Consider the following 17,692-nt stretch of genomic DNA (forward strand, 5'->3'; position numbering starts at 1 on the left):
CCGTCCGGGCGATTGGGGATGGGGGCATTTGTAGGCGGGGGCGGATCGCGATCCGTCAAAGATCACTGATCGGCATCTTTCCATTTGACGGGGCTGACGTAGACGATGCTGTCATCGGCACTGACCATGACTTCGCCTTCCTGAATATTGACCTGCAATTTCATCGAACGGGCTGCAAGTTTCGCCAGGTCGCTCGTGTCCGTCTCTGAAAGATTTGTGACCTCGAGGTTGTTGAAACGGGTGGTGCTGTTCTTGATCTTTTCCCACCACATGTCGGCTGTCTTGCCGCCATAACTGTAGACAATCACCTTGTCGGCTTTGCCACAGGACTGGCGCACAACCTTCTCGCTGGGAAGTCCTAGGGCCACCCACAGTTCCAGCTCGTCGCTCAGGCTTTTTTGCCAAATGTCGGGTTCGTCATCTGTTGAAAGACCTTTTGTCATTTCCAGTTGTGCGTGGGCATTCAACGCAAAAGCCACAAGACGTACCATCAGCCGTTCATCCGTTTCCGAAGGGTGCTTGGCAACGGTCAGTTTATGGGTCTCGTAATAGTGCCGGTCCATATCGGAAACGGAAAGTTCAACTTTGTAAATGGTGGCTTTCTGCGCCATGATTTGTCCTGCTTTCAAAGATTGGGATGCCTAATGCGTCTGGCGGCGTTGTGAAAGCAGATAAGGACAGGCACCGCACAAAAGGCTGCTGCGATGTGTCACAAAGATGTTCTCACCTTGAAGGCGCGCGGGGGTTCGCGTGGCCTTGGCCTACGGTCTTGCCTGCCTCAGATCGCAAGTTTGCAAGAAACTGTCGCATCCGGCCGGTTTATCATCCCAGAAGCGTTGTGTTGAAATCACCGCGCAGACCGGCCTCGAGCAGTTCAAGGTCATCCGAGCATTGCGTATATTGCGCCACCATGCCTGGCGGAATGACGAAGGCGTCGCCGGGTTGCAGATCACGGGGGTCCTGACCTTCGGCGGTCAGGGTCATCGACCCTTCCATGACAAAGGTGAAATGGATGTCGGCGTCGTGTTTGCTGGGCGGCGGGGTCTGGCCATCGACGCGCACGACTTGGATACCTGCCACGCCTTTGGTGCCGTCACTGATCCCTGTGTCGCGCGCGGTAAAACCGGGAATCCGGAAAGGCTGCCAAACTGCACCGTCTTTCAGGTGATGCACAAAGCGCTGGCCGTCCCATTCGCGCATGGGGTCGCCCTTGCCATTGGGCAGGGTCATGTCGTGGTCGATGGTGGTGACATGCTCTGCTGGTACGCCAATCTCGATCACCTCGATGTTGGGCGATGCTTCGACCACGCGGTGGCGGATGCCGGGGGGCTGGGTCACGCAATCGCCCGCATGCAGGCGGATCAGATCGCCTTGATCTTCGTACAGGACATCGACCCAGCCGCGGTAGCAAAAGATCAGCTGAAACCCGACGGTATGGTAGTGCACCATATCCGGAACCGGGCCGCCATCAGGGATGCGGATGTGGCTGGCGATGATCGACCCGCCAAGCCGCGAGGGGATCAGATCGCGGTAATGCATGCCAGCGCGGCCAATGACCCAAGGGGCCTCGTCGCGCAGGCGACGCACCGCGAATTCGTGCTGCGTTTGCGGCTGGTCAACTGCGGGCGACAAGGGGGCAATTTCGATCTGCGTGCCATTGGGGGCCACCAGCGCGCGGGCACCATCGGCAAAGCTGTCGGGATCATCGGTCAGGATGCGGATCTTGCCGGGCGGCACGTCGGCCCCTTTTTCGATCCGGATGCGCAGACCGTGACCGGAAAAGCTGGCCACCGACGGGTCATCGGCGGGAAAGATGCTGTCGAGGCGCAGGCCAAGGGTCTTGGTATAGAACGGCAGATCATTGCGCAGTTCCTGGGTGGGCAACAGCACTTCGGCTTGGATCGGGTGTGTCATTTCAGGCTTCCGGTTTGGTTTGGCGCGACACTGGCACTAATCGCTGGCGTCCTCAACGGTCTGTTGTGTCTCGGGGCTGGCAACGCTGATGCGGGGCAGGCCGCCCATTTCGGGCCGGCGGCTTAGGGCGCGCAGGACCGGTTTGTTCAGCGATACGGAACCGCCGGTTTCACGCACGACAATGTAGATGCCGCTGGTAATGATGATGAACGCGCCCAGAAATGTCATCAGGTCGGTTGTTTCGTCAAAGAAAAGCCAGCCAAACAGCGCCGCCCAGATGATCTGGCTGTATTGCATCGGTGCGACCAGCGCGGCGTCGGCAAGGGTGTAGGCGCGGATCATCAGGGTCATCGCAAGGACCGCCAGAACGGACACCGCCAGCACCAGCCCCAGGTCGGCGATCGGCATGGGGACATAGACAAAGGGCAGCAGGCACAGCATCACCACGAAATTCGCCATCAGCGGATAAAGCAGCAGCACTTCGCGGCGTTCCTGTCCGCCGATCTTGCGCATCACGACGGCGGTCAGCGCAGTACCGAAAGCCGAGATGAACGCGGCCAGATGGCCGATACCCAGATCCGCAGTGCCGGGGCGCAGCACGACCAACACGCCCAGCATGCCGACCACAACGGCGACCCAGCGGTGCGCGCGCACAACTTCGCCCAATATCGGGACGGAAAGGATCGTGATCAGGATCGGGGAGGCAAACAGGATCGCATAGGTTTCGGCCAAGGGCAGGACGGAAAATGCGTAAAAGGCACTGAACCCGCCAACGACAACCGCAATCGTGCGCACCAGTGTCAGAAATGGTGATTTGGGCCGCAAATTCGCGGCGGTCTTGTCGCTGATCAGCATCAGCGTCACGACAGGAAAGCTTAGCAGAACGACAAAGAAAACGATCTGCACCGGAGAATATGTTTCCCCAAGCTGTTTGATCGCGGCGTCATGGGTCGCATAGACCGCAAAGGCAGCCAGTCCAATCACCATACCGCGCAAGCTTGACCCAAGCGCGGCAGTCGGTTCAGCAACTTTGTTTGTCTGGCTCATATCGGTTGCCCGGTCTTTTGGGAGGGCGAAACCCCGACCCGTTTTCAGGTCGGGGTTGGTCAAGTCTTAGAGGCTGGAGTCGAGCGCTGCCAGGATCGCATCGCCCATTTCGGCGGTCGAGATCGGCGTGCCGTCCTCTGGTCCCATCAGATCTGCGGTGCGTGCACCATCGGCCAGAACCTTTTCAACAGCTTGCTCAAGGCGCGTGGCCTCTTCGCCCTGATCAAAGGAATAGCGCAGCGCCATCGCAAAGCTCAGAATGCAGGCGATGGGGTTCGCCTTGCCCTGGCCCGCAATATCGGGGGCAGAGCCGTGTACGGGTTCGTACAGCGCCTTGGGGCGGCCATCGGCGTTGGGTGCCCCCAGCGACGCGGATGGCAACATGCCAAGGCTACCGGTCAGCATGGCGGCGCAATCGGACAGGATGTCGCCAAACAGGTTGTCGGTGACGATCACGTCGAACTGCTTGGGCGCGCGGACCAACTGCATCGCGCCGTTGTCTGCGTACATGTGGGACAGTTCGACATCAGCGTAATCTTCGTCATGCACTTTCTGCACGACCTCACGCCACAGGATGCCGCTTTCCATGACATTGGCTTTCTCCATCGAACAGACCTTGTTGCCACGGCGGCGGGCCAGTTCGAACGCCGACCGCGCGACGCGGTCAATCTCGGATTCGGTATAGCGCTGTGTGTTGATGCCGACCCGTTCGTTGCCTTCTTCGAAGATACCGCGTGGTTCGCCGAAATAGACACCGGATGTCAGTTCGCGCACGATCATGATGTCCAGACCAGCGACGATGTCTTTTTTCAGCGACGAGAAATCCGCGAGGGCGTCAAAGCACTGCGCGGGGCGCAGGTTGGAAAACAGGTCCATTTCCTTGCGCAGACGCAGCAAACCGCGTTCCGGCTTTACGCTGAAATCAAGCACATCGTATTTTGGACCGCCCACGGCACCCAGCAATACGGCATCTGCTGCCAGGGCCTTGGCCATTGTGTCGTCATGCAGGGGGGTGCCGTGTTTGTCATAGGCGGCACCACCGACCAGATCGTGTTCGACGTCGAACGCCAAGTCACGCTTTTCACCGTACCAATCAATGATGCGGACAACCTGGTCCATGACCTCGGGGCCGATGCCGTCACCGGCGAGGATAAGCAATGTGGGATTGGCCATGCGAAAACTCCTGAGAAATATGTTGCAAGCGGCGTAGCGCGACCACGTGGGGGCGTCAAGAACGGCTAGCCGTCCAGATCGACCCAGATCAGGCTGTGGCGGCTGGCTGCCGGGTCTTCTGCGCTGCCTGTTCCGACGACGCGCCAATCGGTCGAGGGCAGCAGGTAGTCAACGCGCATGGATCCTATTTCTTCGAATTGCGCTGTTTTCCGGTCTGGTATCGGGTCTTCGAACTGCGGATGCGTCAGGAGGGTGGTGATCGCGGATTTCAGCCCTTCGCCCTTGTCAGGGTCTAGATTTGCCCCACCCAAAAGCACAAACCTGTTCGCAGGCGGCGGATCAAAGGCACCGGCAAGGTACCTGTCCCAGAACATGATTTCGTCATGGTTGCGCTTGCCGTTGCGATCTTCGGGGCCGTCAAAGACAGGCGGGGTCGCGTGAAAGGTCAGCAGGGTGACGGCACCCAGACCGGGGACGTCCACGGGAACGACCCAGTGACCGTTTGACGACAACCGCAGCACCTGCTGCGCGTCATCTGAAGGAAAGGGGCCATCCTTGGTCATCGGCAAAAGGGCACCCGGCAGATCGCGCCACAGCATCGCGGTGTAATTCTGAACGCCTTCGGTCAGGATGGGATGGCGTGACAGGATCGCCATGGCACCGGCACCGAAAAAACGACCGTAGCCTTGGGCATCGCGGGCCTCTCCGGTTTTGCCGTTGCCGTCAAGATCAAGGCCGGTCTGACGCCCAGCGTTCGGGGGCAGGGCGAAACGGTGCGGATAATCGGGACCTGCCTGCGCGATCGCACCGGCAAGGGCATTCAGGGCAGCCCCCTGCAAATCATAATCAACGCCTTGGAGCACCAGAATGTCAGGCGCGGCCCCCGCGATAAGGCCAAGCACCGCGTCAATCTGCGCGTCGTCACCCTTGACGATATCGCGCAGCAAAAGACCGGGACCCTTGCGCGACAGTTCGGTGTTGAAGGTTGCGATGCGTACAGGATCGGCCAGCGCCGCGCCCGCGCAGATCAGGGCCCATGCGATCAGGCTGGCTGAAAGGCCTGATCGTCTGCTGCGGAGGCATAGGCGCGACGACGCTTTTCCTCGATCATGTCGGCGATTTTGCCCATGGCAATGCCGCGCATGATGATGCTTGCCGGAAGAAAGGCCCATGCGGCAATTGTCCAAATCTGGGTTTGCGGGTTCTGTAATGTAATCGGGTCTAACAGGTTTGCGGCTGCTTTGACCACTGCGGGGATCACGAAGGGCAGCAAAAAGCCAAGGGCGATGTTGATGCGGGCATCGCGCTGCAAGCGGTAGATTACATCGCCGCCGGCCGTGGGGTCGAACAAGGGCAGGTTGACCCAGACATTGAACGCGCCGTTGCGCGCAGGCCAGTTCATGATGCGTACAAGGATCAGGAAGGCGACCATCGACACGAGCGAGATCAGATAGGCCATCCCCGCCGACGTGCGCACCGACGTGACAAGATCATGGTCAGTGGTCTCGGGCAGCATCAGCACGATCATCCGGACCGGGGAATAAGGGAAATCCATCGCATTGCCGATAATCGTCCCGATCGACGTCAGCGCACCGGTCAATGCTGTCGGGTCGGTCTTGCCCCGCAGGATTACCGTCAGCACCAGAACCGTCACCGCAAGTGAAATAAAGCGCAACCGGTTGAACGGGGCGGCCTCGCGGAATTCGATGATGCTGGGGAAGTTGGAGTTGTATTCGATAAACGTCAAAAAGCAGGCAAGCAGCGCGACAAGCATCGTGATCTGGCTGGAATCGTTGATGACACCGGGCAACATCAGCGCCGGAGTGGCCACCAGCAACGCCACCAGAATGCCGCGCGCAAGGGCGCCGGAGATACGTGCAATCACAAAACTACCCTTCCAAACTGGCCAGACACGGTTCGATGCCGCAGTCTTGTCCCAACTTGATGCCTTGGTTTAATCAAGGCCTGCCTCATTGTTGCCCAATTTGTGCCTTCTTTCGTCTCAATCCTCAAGTCTCATCGTTAAGATGGCCTAAGGCTCGGGGCATTTTGAGGGCGGCAGTGGTGCGTTCTTGCATCATCGGGTGCGTGAAAAGGATGCAAACCGCAAGATGTTGTGGGCGAGGGCGTATCGCCCACAACGGAGGTAAAATTCAACCTGCTGATGGATGAATCAGGGGCCCGAAAGCGGGACCTGTCCTAGACCCAAGGGCGCGACTGCGATGCCGTCGCTTCGAAGCTGTCGATGGAGGCGGCTTTTTCCATGGTCAGGCCGATGTCATCCAGGCCGTTCATCAGGCAGTGCTTCTTGAAGCTGTCCACGTCAAAGCGGATGACCTCTCCGTCCGAACTGGTGATCGTCTGTGCTTCGAGATCAATTTCGATCCGCGCGTTCGACCCTTTTTCAGCGTCTTTCATCAGCACGTCGACCTGTTCCTGGGGCAGGGCAATCGGCAGGATGCCGTTCTTGAAGCAGTTGTTGTAAAAGATGTCGGCAAAGCTGGGCGCGATCACGCAGCGGATGCCGAAATCCTTGATTGCCCAAGGCGCATGTTCGCGCGACGATCCGCAACCAAAGTTTTCGCCCGCGACCAGAATTTCGGCTTCGCGGTATTGTGGTTTGTTCAGCACGAAATCGGGCACTTCGTTGCCGTCGCGATCAAAGCGCATTTCGTCGAACAGGTTCACGCCAAGGCCGGACCGTTTGATAGTTTTCAGGAACTGCTTGGGGATGATCATATCCGTGTCGATGTTGACCATCGGCATGGGGGCGGCGATGCCCGAAAGTTTGTCGAATTTATCCATGGTATCCTCGTCTTGGTTTCTGTGGTGCGTCTGGCACCGAATAGGTTGAAGGGGCTATGCCTTGGCTTGTGCCTGGCGGAAGGCCTGAACCTTTTCCTGCACGCCGTGCAGGAATGATCCGGGCTGTGGCCCCTTGTTGATGTGGCGTTTGCGCAGTTGCGACAGGGCGATATGGGCACCGACCGTGTCATCGGTGAACCAGTTGTAGCAGCCCCCCTTGGGATCAAAGAACAGATCCGTCAGATCCCATGGCACCGCGTCCAGCGTTTCCTTGGGGCGGGCCATGGCGAATTCATCATGCGCCACAAGCCGCGAGGTCACATAACTGGGGCCATAGGCCTGACGGCTGATTTTCGAGGCCCCGATGAAGCGGTCCTTTTTGGGAAGCTCAAGGATCTGCCTGCGCATCCGGTGCCGCATCCAGCCGTAGTCAAGGTCTTTGCTGGCGACCTCTTCCACCATCTGGATCAACGCAGGCGATGTCGCGGGCAGGCACAGAAACGCATTGGTGATGTGGTCGTAATCAATTTCACCGTCGCGGACCATCAGATAGCCGTTCCAAAGTTCAAGCGGCTTGGTCGACACCACATCGGTATCCACCCATGTCAGTCCGGTTCTGGCGATCATGTTCAGGCGGAACAGATCGACAAAAGCGGCGGGTGGCATGTGTTTACGCTCGTTTTCGTCGTAGTCGAAAACGTCGCGCATGTGCGTGACCGTGACGCCATCCAGCTTTGGCATTGCCGCTGGCTGGTCCGAGAACAACGTGACCTCGTGCCCGGTGGCCACAAAGGATTCCAGCATCAAAACCTCAAGCCAAGACAAGTCCCGCCCGATCCAGGCGGTGCCGATCCTGGCCCTTGTTTTTGTCACTGTGTCCATTGCGGCCCCTCGTCCCTAGATATCAAGCTGACGGATATCTGTCAGACGACCTGTGATCGCCGCTGCGGCTGCCATGGCGGGGGACATCAGGTGCGTGCGCCCCTTGAAACCCTGACGGCCTTCAAAGTTGCGGTTCGATGTCGATGCGCAGCGTTCGCCCGGTGCCAGTTGGTCGGGGTTCATCGCCAGACACATGGAACAGCCGGCAAGGCGCCATTCGAAGCCGGCCTCTTTGAAGATATCGGCAAGGCCTTCTTCTTCGGCCTGAGCGCGGACCAGTCCCGAGCCCGGTACGATCATGGCGCGCAGGCCGTCCTTGACCTTTTTGCCTTTCAGGATCGCGGCAGCGGCGCGCAGGTCTTCGATGCGGCCATTGGTGCAGGACCCGATAAAGACAGTGTCGATCTCGATGTCGGTCAGGGCCATGCCTTCGGTCAGGCCCATGTATTCGATGGACCGCGATACCGCATCAACCTTGCCGCCTTTGTAATCGGACGCGGCGGGGACTTTTGCATCAATCGGCAGAACATCCTCGGGCGAGGTACCCCATGTCACGACCGGTGCGATGTCTTCGCCCTTGAGAGTGATCACCTGATCCCAATGCGCGTCATCGTCAGAGTACAGCGTTTTCCACCATTCAAGGGCGGCTTCCCACTGGGCACCTTTCGGGGCGTGGGGGCGGCCCATGCAATATTCGAACGTCTTTTCGTCCGGCGCGATCAGACCTGCGCGTGCGCCGCCTTCGATTGCCATGTTGCAGACGGTCATGCGGCCTTCCATCGACAGATCGCGGATTGCTTCGCCGCAATATTCGATGACATAGCCGGTGCCGCCAGCGGTGCCGGTCACGCCGATGACAGACATGGTGATGTCCTTGGCCGTCACGCCGGGGCTCAGCTTGCCGGTGATTTCGACCTTCATGTTCTTGGACTTCTTCTGGATCAGCGTCTGCGTGGCCAGAACATGTTCAACCTCGGAGGTGCCGATGCCGTGGGCAAGTGCGCCAAAGGCACCGTGGGTCGCCGTGTGGCTGTCGCCGCACACGACGGTCATGCCGGGCAGTGTCCAGCCCTGTTCGGGGCCGACGATGTGCACGATGCCCTGACGGACGTCAGACACCGGATAATAGTGCAGCCCGAATTCCTTGGCGTTGGTGTCCAGCGCTTCGACCTGAATGCGGCTGTCTTCGGTCATGGTCTTGGCGTTGGCGCGGTCCAGCGTGGTGGGCACGTTGTGATCCGGCACGGCAATGGTTTTTTCGGGTGCACGCACCTTGCGGCCCGTCATGCGCAGACCCTCAAAGGCCTGCGGGCTGGTCACTTCGTGGACCAGATGGCGGTCGATATACAAAAGGCAGGTGCCGTCATCGGCTTCATGCGCGACATGCGCATCCCAGATTTTATCATAGAGCGTTTTGGGGGACATGGGGTCCTCTCCCGTCTGTTAGGTATGGGGTGGGGTGTTCGGAAACGTCAGCAGTTCAGAGCCGCTTATAGCTGCGCCAGCACAGTACGGGTCGCCCCGAAGAAGCGTTCGCGCAAGCGCGCGCGGTCACCGATGTTGAACAGAACGTCCGAAGCATGTGTCATGCTGCGCTAATTAGCCTCTTTGCGCCCTATGTTCAAGGATTCTGACAGGCGGGTCCGGCCTTGCGCAATCGGGGTCAACCGCTGTCATACGGGGGGGGCCGGTTTGACGCTGGCGCATCGCTGCTTGCTCAATCGGTCGGATTATCCCAACATTGCGGGGCGTGCATTTTTAACTGTCTGCGAGAGTTACACCATGTCCCCCGATCCCTTTGCCGACTTTGTCGCAAGCTTGCAGGCCTTTATTGCCGGGGGCCTGAACCTTGCGCACAGCCTGATGCAACCGGGGTGGCGGCAGTACCAGATCATCATCCTGATCCTGGTGGCGGTGCTGTCCTGGGGACTGCACCACATGTCCAGCAACTGGGTGCAGTCATGGGTCCGCAGCCAGGAGGGTTGGGCGAAATGGCAGTTGCGCATGATCGTGCAGATCAAGCGGCGTCTGGGTCTGATCTGGTTCGTCCTGATTTCAGGGGCAATCTATCTGGTGATGCAAAACATCACCTGGCCGTCGCGTTCCTATCTGATCGGGATATTTTCGACCCTCGCGGCAATCTGGGTCTGTATTGCCTTTGCCACCCGGTTGGTGCGCAACCGGCCCATGCGGCGGCTGGTGACCTGGGCGCTTTGGATCTACGCGACGCTGAATTCGCTGAACCTTGTCGACGACGTATCGGTGTTTCTTGATTCACTGGCGGTGACGATTGGCGAATTCAGGTTGTCCGCCTTGACGGTTCTGACGGCGGTCGTCGCCATCGGTCTGCTGTTTGCCATCGCGCGGATCGTCAGCCAGACCACTGCGGCGACCATCCGCAAGAACGAGGACATAAGCCCGTCGATGCAGGTGCTCGCGGTCAAGGGCGTCCAGATCACCCTTTACGGGATCGCGTTCTTTGTCGGCGTCAAATCCGTGGGTATTGATCTGACGGGGCTTGCGGTGCTGTCAGGGGCGATCGGTGTCGGTCTGGGTTTCGGTCTGCAAAAGGTGGTGTCCAATCTGGTGTCGGGCGTGATCATCCTGTTGGACAAGTCGATCAAGCCCGGCGACGTCATCAGTCTGGGTGAGACATTCGGTTGGATCCAGACGTTGGGCGCGCGCTATGCGTCCGTGGTGACGCGCGACGGCAAGGAATATCTGATCCCGAACGAAGACCTGATCACCGGACAGGTGGTCAACTGGTCCCATTCCGATGATTTCGTCCGGCTCGATATCTATTTTGGCACGGCCTATGACGATGACCCGCATCTGGTGCGCAAACTGGCGGTCGATGCCTGCCAAGGTGTGAACCGCGTGCTTCAGGGGCGCGCTCCGGTTTGTCACATCGTCGGCTTTGGCGACAGCAGTGTGGATTACATCCTGCGCTTCTGGATCAGGGATCCAACCGGTGGTCTGACCAATATTCGCGGCAATGTGTATCTCGCGCTGTGGGATACCTTCAAGGAAAACGGCATCTCGATTCCGTTTCCACAACGCGAGGTCAAGATGCTGCCCGACAGCCAACTGGCGCTGCATCGTGCCAAGCGCGACGAAAGTTAACTTGCCGGGTGCGCTTCGTGTTCTATCTTCGCATGTAATGTGTGCTCGCGGAGGGGGTTATCCATGACAGACAAGCAAACAGTGGTCCTGATTCTGGGGAGCGGTCCCAACGTGATCGCCAGTCAGGATTGGCCCGCTGACTGGTTTGACCATATCGTGGTGATGAACAACGCGTGGCGGGTGCGTCCGGATTGGAATGCGCTGGTCTATCCCGAAGATTTCCCGGCCGACCGGATGCCCGGCGCCGTGACCGGCGACCAAAAGCTGGTGGATGCCAGTGCCTTTGTCCCCACGCAGAACCACTTTGGCGGTTTTGTGTATGCTGGCGGCACCATGGCCTACACGACAGCCTATTGGGCGCTGTCCGCGCTGCGGCCCACGATCATGGCGTTCATGGGATGTGACATGGTGTATCCCAAAACGGGCAAGACGCATTTTTACGGCACCGGCACGGCTGATCCGCTGCGCGATGACATCACCCTGCGCGATCTGGGCGCGAAATCAGCGCGGCTTGCGCTGGTGGCTGCGGAACAGGGCTGCGCCTGCGTGAACCTGTCTTCCGATCCGTCCGCGCTGTTGTTTCCGCGGGCCAGGCCCGATGGGCTGCGCAAGCGCCGCTTCAGCCTTGATCTGGATCGCGCCCGCTATGCCGCGCTGCGCGAAAAAGAGGACACATTGGGTTATCACACGCCGACGGGCCGCTATTGGGAAGACGTGGAAAAGGTTGACCCCAATGCCGTCGCGGCCCTTGATCAAGGCTGGCGCGACCTGTTTGGCCAGCATGCGGGAACCTGACACAGGGACTTGATGGAACCTGCTAGGGGGCGGGCGGGTTTTATTCTCAAAGGAGATTCAAATGCCCGATAAATCTACGCTCAAAGCGAAATCCGCCGTCACCCACGACACCAACCGCTATGTGTTCAGCCGCCCCGAAGGGATGCAGTTCGAACCCGGTCAGGCCGCCGAAATCGCCATTCTCAAGGACGGCTGGAAAGACGAAGGCCGCCCCTTCACCTTTGTTTCGATGCCATCCGACGCGGATCTTGAGTTTGTCATCAAGACCTACCCCGAGCATGACGGTGTCACCGAACAACTGGCCCAGCTTGAACCGGGGGCCGAGGTGACGATCGACGGCCCGTTCGGTGCGATCCAGGATCAGGGACAGGAAAGGGGCCCAGGCGTATTTCTGGCCGCTGGTGCGGGAATCACGCCCTTTATACCGATTCTCAAAAAGCGTGACCGGGACGGCAAGATGGATGGAACAACACTGATCTATTCCAACAAGGCCGAAAAAGACATCATCCTGCGCGACCAATGGGAAGCGATGCAGGGGCTGCGTGCAATATTTGCCGTGACCGATGAAAAAGCCGACGGTTTGCACTTTGGCAGAGTAGACAAAGCGTTCTTGGCCAAGGAAATCAGCAACTTTGACCAGAAGTTCTATCTGTGCGGTCCGGGGGGCTTTGTCGATGCAATGCGCGATGCTCTCAAGGCGTTGGGTGCGAAGCAGGATGATATCGTCACGGAAGATGGCTGGTAAACGCCTGTTACCCTTGCTTGTTGTTGAAATTTAACCTAGGCGCGCCTATTCTAAGGTATCCCCAGCGCCGGGGGCCTGTCGGCGCGCCTAAAGGAGGACAATGTCCTGTCAACACTTTCAAACGCAGCTCCCACTGCGCAGTCGCAGGCCGTTTTGATGAACGCCAGCGATGAAACCGCCACAAGCGACGCGCTACTGGCATCCATCTTGAAACAACTCGACGAAGACAAGGCCGAAGATATCGTGCAGATCGATCTGCGCGGGAAGACGGCTATTGGCGATTACATGGTTGTCTGCACAGGTCGCTCGACGCGGCAGGTGTCTTCGATCGCGGAAAAGCTGGCGCAGATGGTCAAGGATGACTATGGCCGGACGCCCAAGGTCGAAGGCAAGGATACGGGCGACTGGGTCCTGATCGACACCGGCGATGTGATCGTTCATGTCTTCCGTCCCGAAGTACGCGAATTCTATCAGCTGGAAAAGATGTGGATGACCACGGAAGCGCCAGCCGTGATGCCGCATTAAGTCCCCAGGGATTTCGCGGTGCGCGTTCATATCTGTGCGGTCGGGCGTTTGCGCGCCGGACCGGAAAAAGATTTGATTGACGATTATCTTACCCGATTTGACCGGACCGGCCGCGCCCTTGGGTTGGGGCCGATCCAGATTGTGGAAGTCGAAGACAAAAAGAATGGCGGCATGCCTGCCGAGGCTGCGCTTTTACGCCGTGCCATCCCTGATGGCGCGGTTATTTGCGTTCTGGACGAGCGTGGCAAGGTCGAACAATCGCCAGACTTCGCAAGCCGGCTTGGCGGTTGGCGTGACCAGGGACGCGGTGACGTGGCCTTTGTCATCGGCGGGGCGGATGGCATCGCCAAGGACCTGCGCCAAGAGGCAGACCATGCGTTGTCGTTTGGCAAGATGGTCTGGCCACATATGCTGGTGCGGGTGATGCTTGCAGAGCAGCTTTACCGCGCTGCATCCATATTGGCTGGCGGGCCGTATCACCGGGTCTGATTGCGACCGCGTTTAACGCTTATTTAAGTGGAACGCGCTTTATCTCGGGATTCCAGCCGCCCACGGTGTCGCGGACCTGAATGCCGACCTCTTTCATATTGTCGGGCAGGTCGATCCCGGACAGGGACCGTGTCAAAGGCTGCTCGTCCACGTGAGGGTGGATCAGTTCACGAATGGCGATCTGCTTGCCGGTCTTGTCGACAACCCGCCAGGCATCCGAAAAATGTTCCCATCCCCGGTCCTCGTGGCTGATGGTTACCGTAAAGGACCACAGCCCGCCCTTTTGGGTGGCGCGCACGGATTTAATCGTTGCGTAATCAGCCGCGGCCGCTTGCGCGGTCAGGATAAAAAGGGCCGACAGGACTGTCTTCAACATGAGTTCACCAAGGTTCCAGAGACGAGCGATTACACTACAACGCGCCGTTTTCCAATAGGATCCGCCTGGACTGCGAAGTAAATTCCCGCCGCCACACGATCACCACCGTGAAAACCACGGTAAAGCCCAACATAATAGGGCCAATCACCCATCCCAGACTGGCCAGTGCAAAATAAAGTGATCGAAGCCCACGATTGAAGCTTCGCGCCGCGGTGATGTTTATTTCCGCCGCTTTGTGCGCAAGCACTGGCGCACGAGGATCATCGACTTCATTTGGTACCGCCGCCATCAGGACGGAGCAGTACCCGAACAGCCGGTTTGACCAGACGAACTTCAGGAAGCCATCGGTCAGGAAGATGATCGGCAACAGCATCTTGAACTCCCACGCGACCGTCGGAAGGTCGGTCAGGGCCAGATCTGCAACCACCGTGGACAGGCGTTCGGAGTTGCCCAGCAGCGCAAGTGTTCCCCCCAGGGCGATCACACTGGTCGACGCGAAGAACGCTGTGCTTTGGCGCAGCGTGCTGATCATCTGCGCATCAAAGACGCGGGGCTGGCGCGTGATCATTTGCGCCATCCATTCCCGCCGGTACTGCGCCATAAGGTGTGACACAGAGGGGCGTTTCGGGTTGGCATGCTCTATCACCCAGGTCAGCCCGAACCATGCCACGAACACACCGGCAAGAGCCACGTAATCCAGCGGCTGAAAGAGAGAGATACGGTCCATCCACGTCATACAAAGCTGCATAGGCAGCGTGTTCAGTCTTGCCAATGGTATAAATTGGTCATATTACTTTACCAAATTGGAGGTCCGCCATGGAAATGCCTGTTCCTAACCCCGCAATCATGGCCTGCAAAGCGCGGGTGGTTGAGCGTTTGCAGGCGGTCTTGCCTGATGATGCGGTGATCTTCGACGAACGAGAGACCCGCGCCTATGAATGCGACGCGCTGACCGCCTATAAATGCCCGCCCATGGTCGCCGTGCTGCCGTCTTCGACCCAACAGGTATCCGACGTGCTGCGGATTTGCCACGAAGAGGGCGTGCCGGTCGTGCCGCGCGGTTCAGGCACGTCGCTCGCGGGTGGTGCGCTGCCGACGGCGGATTGCGTCATCCTTGGTGTGGCGCGAATGAATGATGTGATCGAAACCGATTATGAAAACCGCATCATCCGCGTCCAGACCGGCCGCACCAACCTGAGCGTGACGGGGGCGGTCGAGGAAAACGGTTTTTTCTACGCCCCTGATCCGTCAAGCCAGTTGGCTTGTGCGATTGCAGGCAACATCGCGATGAATTCCGGCGGGGCGCATTGCCTGAAATACGGTGTGACGACGAACAACCTGATGGGCGTGAAGATGGTCTTGATGGACGGCGAGATCATTGATTTCGGCGGCGGGCATCTGGATGCGGGCGGCCTTGACCTGCTGGGGCTGATCTGCGGATCGGAAGGCCAGTTGGGTGTCGTGACCGAAGCCACCTTGCGCATCCTGCACAAACCCGAAGGCGCGCGGCCTGTTCTGATCGGCTTTGACGATAACGAGGTCGCGGGGGCCTGCGTCTCGGATATCATCAAGGCGGGCGTTCTGCCCGTGGCCATCGAATTCATGGACCGTCCCTGCATCGAGGCGACCGAGGCTTTCGCCAAGGCAGGCTATCCGATGTGCGAGGCATTGCTGATCGTCGAGGTCGAGGGATCGGACGCCGAGATCGACCACCAGCTTGAGCTGATTTCCGAGATCGCACGGCGGCATAACCCGGTTGAACTGCGCCAGTCCAAGTCAGCCGAAGAAAGCGCCAAGATCTGGCTGGGCCGCAAGTCGGCCTTTGGGGCAATGGGACAGATCAACGATTACATGTGCCTCGACGGGACGATCCCGGTGTCCTCCTTGCCGCATGTTCTCAAGCGGATCGGCGAGATGAGCGATCACTACGGGCTGAAGGTTGGCAATGTGTTCCATGCCGGCGACGGCAACATGCACCCGCTGATCCTGTTCGATGCTAACAAGCCCGGAGATCTTGAGCTGTGCGAGGAATTCGGGGCCGAGGTGCTGAAGCTTTGCGTCGAGGTTGGCGGTTGTCTGACCGGTGAACACGGCGTCGGCATCGAAAAACGCGATCTGATGCATGTGCAATACGCTCACGACGATCTGGATGCGCAGATGGCTGTCAAAGATGTATTTGACCCCGCTTGGCTGTTGAACCCCGCCAAGGTGTTCCCGCTTGATGCCTCTGAAAGCCGTCGCGCCGTGAAGCTGGCGGCCGAGTAGGGCAAACGCTGGCCCCTGCGGTTTTGGCAGGCGGCCGGATTTGGATATTTAGGAGCCAGAGAAGATATGGACATCACCTCAGAAGATGCGTTGGTGGATGCGGTCAAGGGTGCCAGCGGTGCTTTGGCTGTCCGTGGTGGCGGGACGCGGGGCGTGCCTGCGGTTGGCGATGTGTTGTCAGTGGCCGGGCTGAATGGGATTTCATTGTATGAACCCGGTGCTTTGACCCTGGTTGCGCAGCCCGGAACGCCGGTGGCGGATATCGAGGCAGCTTTGGCGCAGGAAAACCAGCGGCTGGCCTTTGAGCCGATGGATCACCGTGGACTGTTAGGCACAACGGGGACCCCGACCATTGGCGGGGTGATGGCGGCGAATGTCAGCGGCCCGCGGCGTATTTCGGTTGGGGCGGCGCGTGATTTTCTGTTGGGGGTGCGGTTCGTGGACGGCCGTGGGGCCATCGTGAAAAACGGTGGCCGCGTGATGAAGAACGTCACCGGCTACGATCTGGTCAAGCTGATGGCGGGATCGTTCGGCACGCTTGGCGTGTTGACCGAGGTTTCGATGAAGGTCCTGCCGCGTCCAGAAACGCAGGCGACGTTGGTGCTGCTTGGCTTGGATGATGTGGGGGGCGTTTCGGCTTTGGCGCGCGCGCTTGGCAGCCCATTCGAAGTGACAGGGGCGGCGCATGATCCCGCCGCGCAAAAAACAATGTTGCGGATTGAGGGTTTTGAAACCTCCGTCGCATATCGACTGGGGCAGCTGCGGGCATTGCTGACGACGACCGGGGCGGAAATGGATGTTCTGGACGAAAAGGCTTCGGAAAGCATGTGGATGACGGTGCGGGATGTGGCGGCCTTTCAGGGGCAAAGCGGTGATATTTGGCGGGTGTCTTGCAAGCCTTCTGACGGGCCTGCCATCGCCGCGCGATCCGGGGCCGAGGCCTGGTTTTACGACTGGGCAGGCGGGTTGATCTGGTTGCGCGCGGCACCGGGCCATGATGTCCGGACGCAGATCGGCACGTTTGACGGCCATGCGACGCTGGTGCGGGCGGATGCGTCGACGATGGCGCAGTTCGGTATGTTTCACCCCGAAACGGCGGGCGTTGCCCGGTTGACCGCAGGGCTGCGCGCGCAATTCGACCCCAAGGGGATCTTTAACGCTGGATTGATGGAGAACGCGGCATGACATTGATCGCGGTCTTTCTGATCGTATTTGTCGGCGGGCCGTTGATGTTCCGGTTTCAGACGATGCGCGCCCCGTCGCCCGCAGGATCGCGTTTTCTGGTGGTTTTTGCCCTTGCCTGCGCAGTCGGTGCCCTTGGCCTGCGCTATGCTGAGGTGTCGCACTGGGGGGGTGATCCGCTGGTGACTGCGGCGGGAATCGTTCTGATCTGGTTCGGTTGGATCACGGTGCTGGCGTTTGGTGCCCAAGCCTTGCGGCGCGCTGATCCGGGCCGGGCCATGCGCCGCCTTACGGCGGTCCTGGGGGCCGCTGGAACGACGATGCCCTGGTTTGGACTGGCTTTGGCCAGCTACGCCATCGCTTAAACCCAT

At 59.2% G+C, this 17,692-nt stretch carries 20 protein-coding genes; 8 read left to right on the forward strand and 12 right to left on the reverse strand.

What is annotated here, in order from left to right:
* Positions 1-62 precede the first annotated feature (62 nt).
* The 10 genes from RGAI101_RS13430 to RGAI101_RS22160 all read right to left on the reverse strand — a co-directional run bounded on the left by RGAI101_RS13430 (position 63) and on the right by RGAI101_RS22160 (position 9,410).
* Positions 63-611 (reverse strand): YaeQ family protein, encoded by a 549-nt coding sequence (locus RGAI101_RS13430; protein ID WP_008227425.1) that lies wholly within the window; start codon positions 609-611, stop codon positions 63-65.
* 211 nt (positions 612-822) lie between these two features.
* The gene (locus RGAI101_RS13435) at positions 823-1,914 is read right to left on the reverse strand and encodes a cupin domain-containing protein (RefSeq protein ID WP_008228899.1); all 1,092 of its coding nucleotides are present in this window, start codon (positions 1,912-1,914) and stop codon (positions 823-825) included.
* Positions 1,915-1,950: 36 nt separating this feature from the next.
* Positions 1,951-2,961: a DMT family transporter gene (locus RGAI101_RS13440; protein WP_050763212.1), complete on the reverse strand. Its 1,011-nt coding sequence runs from the start codon at positions 2,959-2,961 to the stop codon at positions 1,951-1,953.
* Positions 2,962-3,027: 66 nt separating this feature from the next.
* The gene (leuB, locus tag RGAI101_RS13445) at positions 3,028-4,134 is read right to left on the reverse strand and encodes a 3-isopropylmalate dehydrogenase (protein WP_008225287.1); all 1,107 of its coding nucleotides are present in this window, start codon (positions 4,132-4,134) and stop codon (positions 3,028-3,030) included.
* A gap of 65 nt (positions 4,135-4,199) precedes the next feature.
* Positions 4,200-5,144: an endonuclease/exonuclease/phosphatase family protein gene (locus RGAI101_RS13450; protein ID WP_037229593.1), complete on the reverse strand. Its 945-nt coding sequence runs from the start codon at positions 5,142-5,144 to the stop codon at positions 4,200-4,202.
* A gap of 32 nt (positions 5,145-5,176) precedes the next feature.
* A complete protein-coding gene (locus RGAI101_RS13455; protein ID WP_008225277.1) occupies positions 5,177-6,019 on the reverse strand; it encodes a hypothetical protein in 843 nt (280 codons plus the stop codon).
* Between the two features lie 314 nt (positions 6,020-6,333).
* On the reverse strand, positions 6,334-6,939 hold the full coding sequence (gene leuD, locus RGAI101_RS13460; RefSeq protein ID WP_008228645.1) for a 3-isopropylmalate dehydratase small subunit: 606 nt from the start codon (positions 6,937-6,939) through the stop codon (positions 6,334-6,336).
* Between the two features lie 54 nt (positions 6,940-6,993).
* Positions 6,994-7,821: a hypothetical protein gene (locus RGAI101_RS13465; RefSeq protein WP_008224976.1), complete on the reverse strand. Its 828-nt coding sequence runs from the start codon at positions 7,819-7,821 to the stop codon at positions 6,994-6,996.
* Positions 7,822-7,836: 15 nt separating this feature from the next.
* Positions 7,837-9,246 (reverse strand): 3-isopropylmalate dehydratase large subunit, encoded by a 1,410-nt coding sequence (gene leuC / locus RGAI101_RS13470; RefSeq protein WP_008228417.1) that lies wholly within the window; start codon positions 9,244-9,246, stop codon positions 7,837-7,839.
* Positions 9,247-9,311: 65 nt separating this feature from the next.
* Positions 9,312-9,410, reverse strand: coding sequence for an isopropylmalate isomerase (locus RGAI101_RS22160; RefSeq protein WP_085980062.1), 99 nt, complete (start codon positions 9,408-9,410; stop codon positions 9,312-9,314).
* 193 nt (positions 9,411-9,603) lie between these two features.
* Here RGAI101_RS22160 and RGAI101_RS13475 point away from each other — a divergent pair, with 193 nt between their 5' ends.
* The 5 genes from RGAI101_RS13475 to rlmH all read left to right on the forward strand — a co-directional run bounded on the left by RGAI101_RS13475 (position 9,604) and on the right by rlmH (position 13,498).
* Positions 9,604-10,944 carry a mechanosensitive ion channel family protein gene (locus tag RGAI101_RS13475; RefSeq protein WP_037228285.1) on the forward strand — a complete coding sequence of 447 codons (1,341 nt, stop codon included), beginning with the start codon at positions 9,604-9,606 and terminating at the stop codon, positions 10,942-10,944.
* Positions 10,945-11,007: 63 nt separating this feature from the next.
* A complete protein-coding gene (locus tag RGAI101_RS13480) occupies positions 11,008-11,739 on the forward strand; it encodes a hypothetical protein (protein ID WP_008226244.1) in 732 nt (243 codons plus the stop codon).
* Between the two features lie 61 nt (positions 11,740-11,800).
* Positions 11,801-12,484, forward strand: a complete 684-nt coding sequence (locus RGAI101_RS13485) for an FAD-binding oxidoreductase (RefSeq protein ID WP_008225160.1) — start codon at positions 11,801-11,803, stop codon at positions 12,482-12,484.
* 156 nt (positions 12,485-12,640) lie between these two features.
* Complete coding sequence (gene rsfS / locus RGAI101_RS13490) at positions 12,641-13,009, forward strand: ribosome silencing factor (protein WP_008226444.1); 369 nt, start codon at positions 12,641-12,643, stop codon at positions 13,007-13,009.
* 18 nt (positions 13,010-13,027) lie between these two features.
* Positions 13,028-13,498 (forward strand): 23S rRNA (pseudouridine(1915)-N(3))-methyltransferase RlmH, encoded by a 471-nt coding sequence (gene rlmH / locus RGAI101_RS13495; RefSeq protein ID WP_008228420.1) that lies wholly within the window; start codon positions 13,028-13,030, stop codon positions 13,496-13,498.
* A gap of 19 nt (positions 13,499-13,517) precedes the next feature.
* Here the strand turns inward: rlmH and RGAI101_RS13500 are convergent, their stop codons facing one another.
* Both RGAI101_RS13500 and RGAI101_RS13505 read right to left on the reverse strand, forming a co-directional pair.
* Positions 13,518-13,874: a hypothetical protein gene (locus RGAI101_RS13500; RefSeq protein WP_008225016.1), complete on the reverse strand. Its 357-nt coding sequence runs from the start codon at positions 13,872-13,874 to the stop codon at positions 13,518-13,520.
* Between the two features lie 34 nt (positions 13,875-13,908).
* A complete protein-coding gene (locus tag RGAI101_RS13505) occupies positions 13,909-14,610 on the reverse strand; it encodes a DUF599 domain-containing protein (protein WP_037228288.1) in 702 nt (233 codons plus the stop codon).
* 80 nt (positions 14,611-14,690) lie between these two features.
* On the opposite strand from RGAI101_RS13505, the gene RGAI101_RS13510 reads away from it, so the two are divergent.
* From RGAI101_RS13510 to RGAI101_RS13520, 3 genes are all read left to right on the forward strand, one after another.
* Positions 14,691-16,139, forward strand: coding sequence for an FAD-linked oxidase C-terminal domain-containing protein (locus tag RGAI101_RS13510; protein ID WP_008228882.1), 1,449 nt, complete (start codon positions 14,691-14,693; stop codon positions 16,137-16,139).
* Positions 16,140-16,205: 66 nt separating this feature from the next.
* The gene (locus RGAI101_RS13515) at positions 16,206-17,324 is read left to right on the forward strand and encodes an FAD-binding protein (protein ID WP_008227259.1); all 1,119 of its coding nucleotides are present in this window, start codon (positions 16,206-16,208) and stop codon (positions 17,322-17,324) included.
* Positions 17,321-17,686 (forward strand): hypothetical protein, encoded by a 366-nt coding sequence (locus RGAI101_RS13520; protein ID WP_008227701.1) that lies wholly within the window; start codon positions 17,321-17,323, stop codon positions 17,684-17,686. The genes RGAI101_RS13515 and RGAI101_RS13520 overlap by 4 nt, the downstream gene beginning before the upstream one ends.
* Positions 17,687-17,692 lie beyond the last annotated feature (6 nt).

Source organism: Roseobacter sp. GAI101 (assembly GCF_000156335.1).
GTDB lineage: Bacteria > Pseudomonadota > Alphaproteobacteria > Rhodobacterales > Rhodobacteraceae > Sulfitobacter.

Coding starts and splice junctions, on each gene's coding strand:
- leuD (WP_008228645.1), bottom strand. CDS start 6,939: ATGGATAAATTCGACAAACTTTCGGGCATCGCCGCCCCCATGCCGATG.
- RGAI101_RS13465 (WP_008224976.1), bottom strand. CDS start 7,821: ATGGACACAGTGACAAAAACAAGGGCCAGGATCGGCACCGCCTGGATC.
- leuB (WP_008225287.1), bottom strand. CDS start 4,134: ATGGCCAATCCCACATTGCTTATCCTCGCCGGTGACGGCATCGGCCCC.
- RGAI101_RS13440 (WP_050763212.1), bottom strand. CDS start 2,961: ATGAGCCAGACAAACAAAGTTGCTGAACCGACTGCCGCGCTTGGGTCA.
- RGAI101_RS13485 (WP_008225160.1), top strand. CDS start 11,801: ATGCCCGATAAATCTACGCTCAAAGCGAAATCCGCCGTCACCCACGAC.
- RGAI101_RS22160 (WP_085980062.1), bottom strand. CDS start 9,410: ATGACACATGCTTCGGACGTTCTGTTCAACATCGGTGACCGCGCGCGC.
- RGAI101_RS13475 (WP_037228285.1), top strand. CDS start 9,604: ATGTCCCCCGATCCCTTTGCCGACTTTGTCGCAAGCTTGCAGGCCTTT.
- RGAI101_RS13435 (WP_008228899.1), bottom strand. CDS start 1,914: ATGACACACCCGATCCAAGCCGAAGTGCTGTTGCCCACCCAGGAACTG.
- RGAI101_RS13500 (WP_008225016.1), bottom strand. CDS start 13,874: ATGTTGAAGACAGTCCTGTCGGCCCTTTTTATCCTGACCGCGCAAGCG.
- RGAI101_RS13520 (WP_008227701.1), top strand. CDS start 17,321: ATGACATTGATCGCGGTCTTTCTGATCGTATTTGTCGGCGGGCCGTTG.
- leuC (WP_008228417.1), bottom strand. CDS start 9,246: ATGTCCCCCAAAACGCTCTATGATAAAATCTGGGATGCGCATGTCGCG.
- RGAI101_RS13480 (WP_008226244.1), top strand. CDS start 11,008: ATGACAGACAAGCAAACAGTGGTCCTGATTCTGGGGAGCGGTCCCAAC.
- rsfS (WP_008226444.1), top strand. CDS start 12,641: ATGAACGCCAGCGATGAAACCGCCACAAGCGACGCGCTACTGGCATCC.
- RGAI101_RS13515 (WP_008227259.1), top strand. CDS start 16,206: ATGGACATCACCTCAGAAGATGCGTTGGTGGATGCGGTCAAGGGTGCC.
- RGAI101_RS13510 (WP_008228882.1), top strand. CDS start 14,691: ATGGAAATGCCTGTTCCTAACCCCGCAATCATGGCCTGCAAAGCGCGG.
- RGAI101_RS13505 (WP_037228288.1), bottom strand. CDS start 14,610: ATGACGTGGATGGACCGTATCTCTCTCTTTCAGCCGCTGGATTACGTG.
- RGAI101_RS13430 (WP_008227425.1), bottom strand. CDS start 611: ATGGCGCAGAAAGCCACCATTTACAAAGTTGAACTTTCCGTTTCCGAT.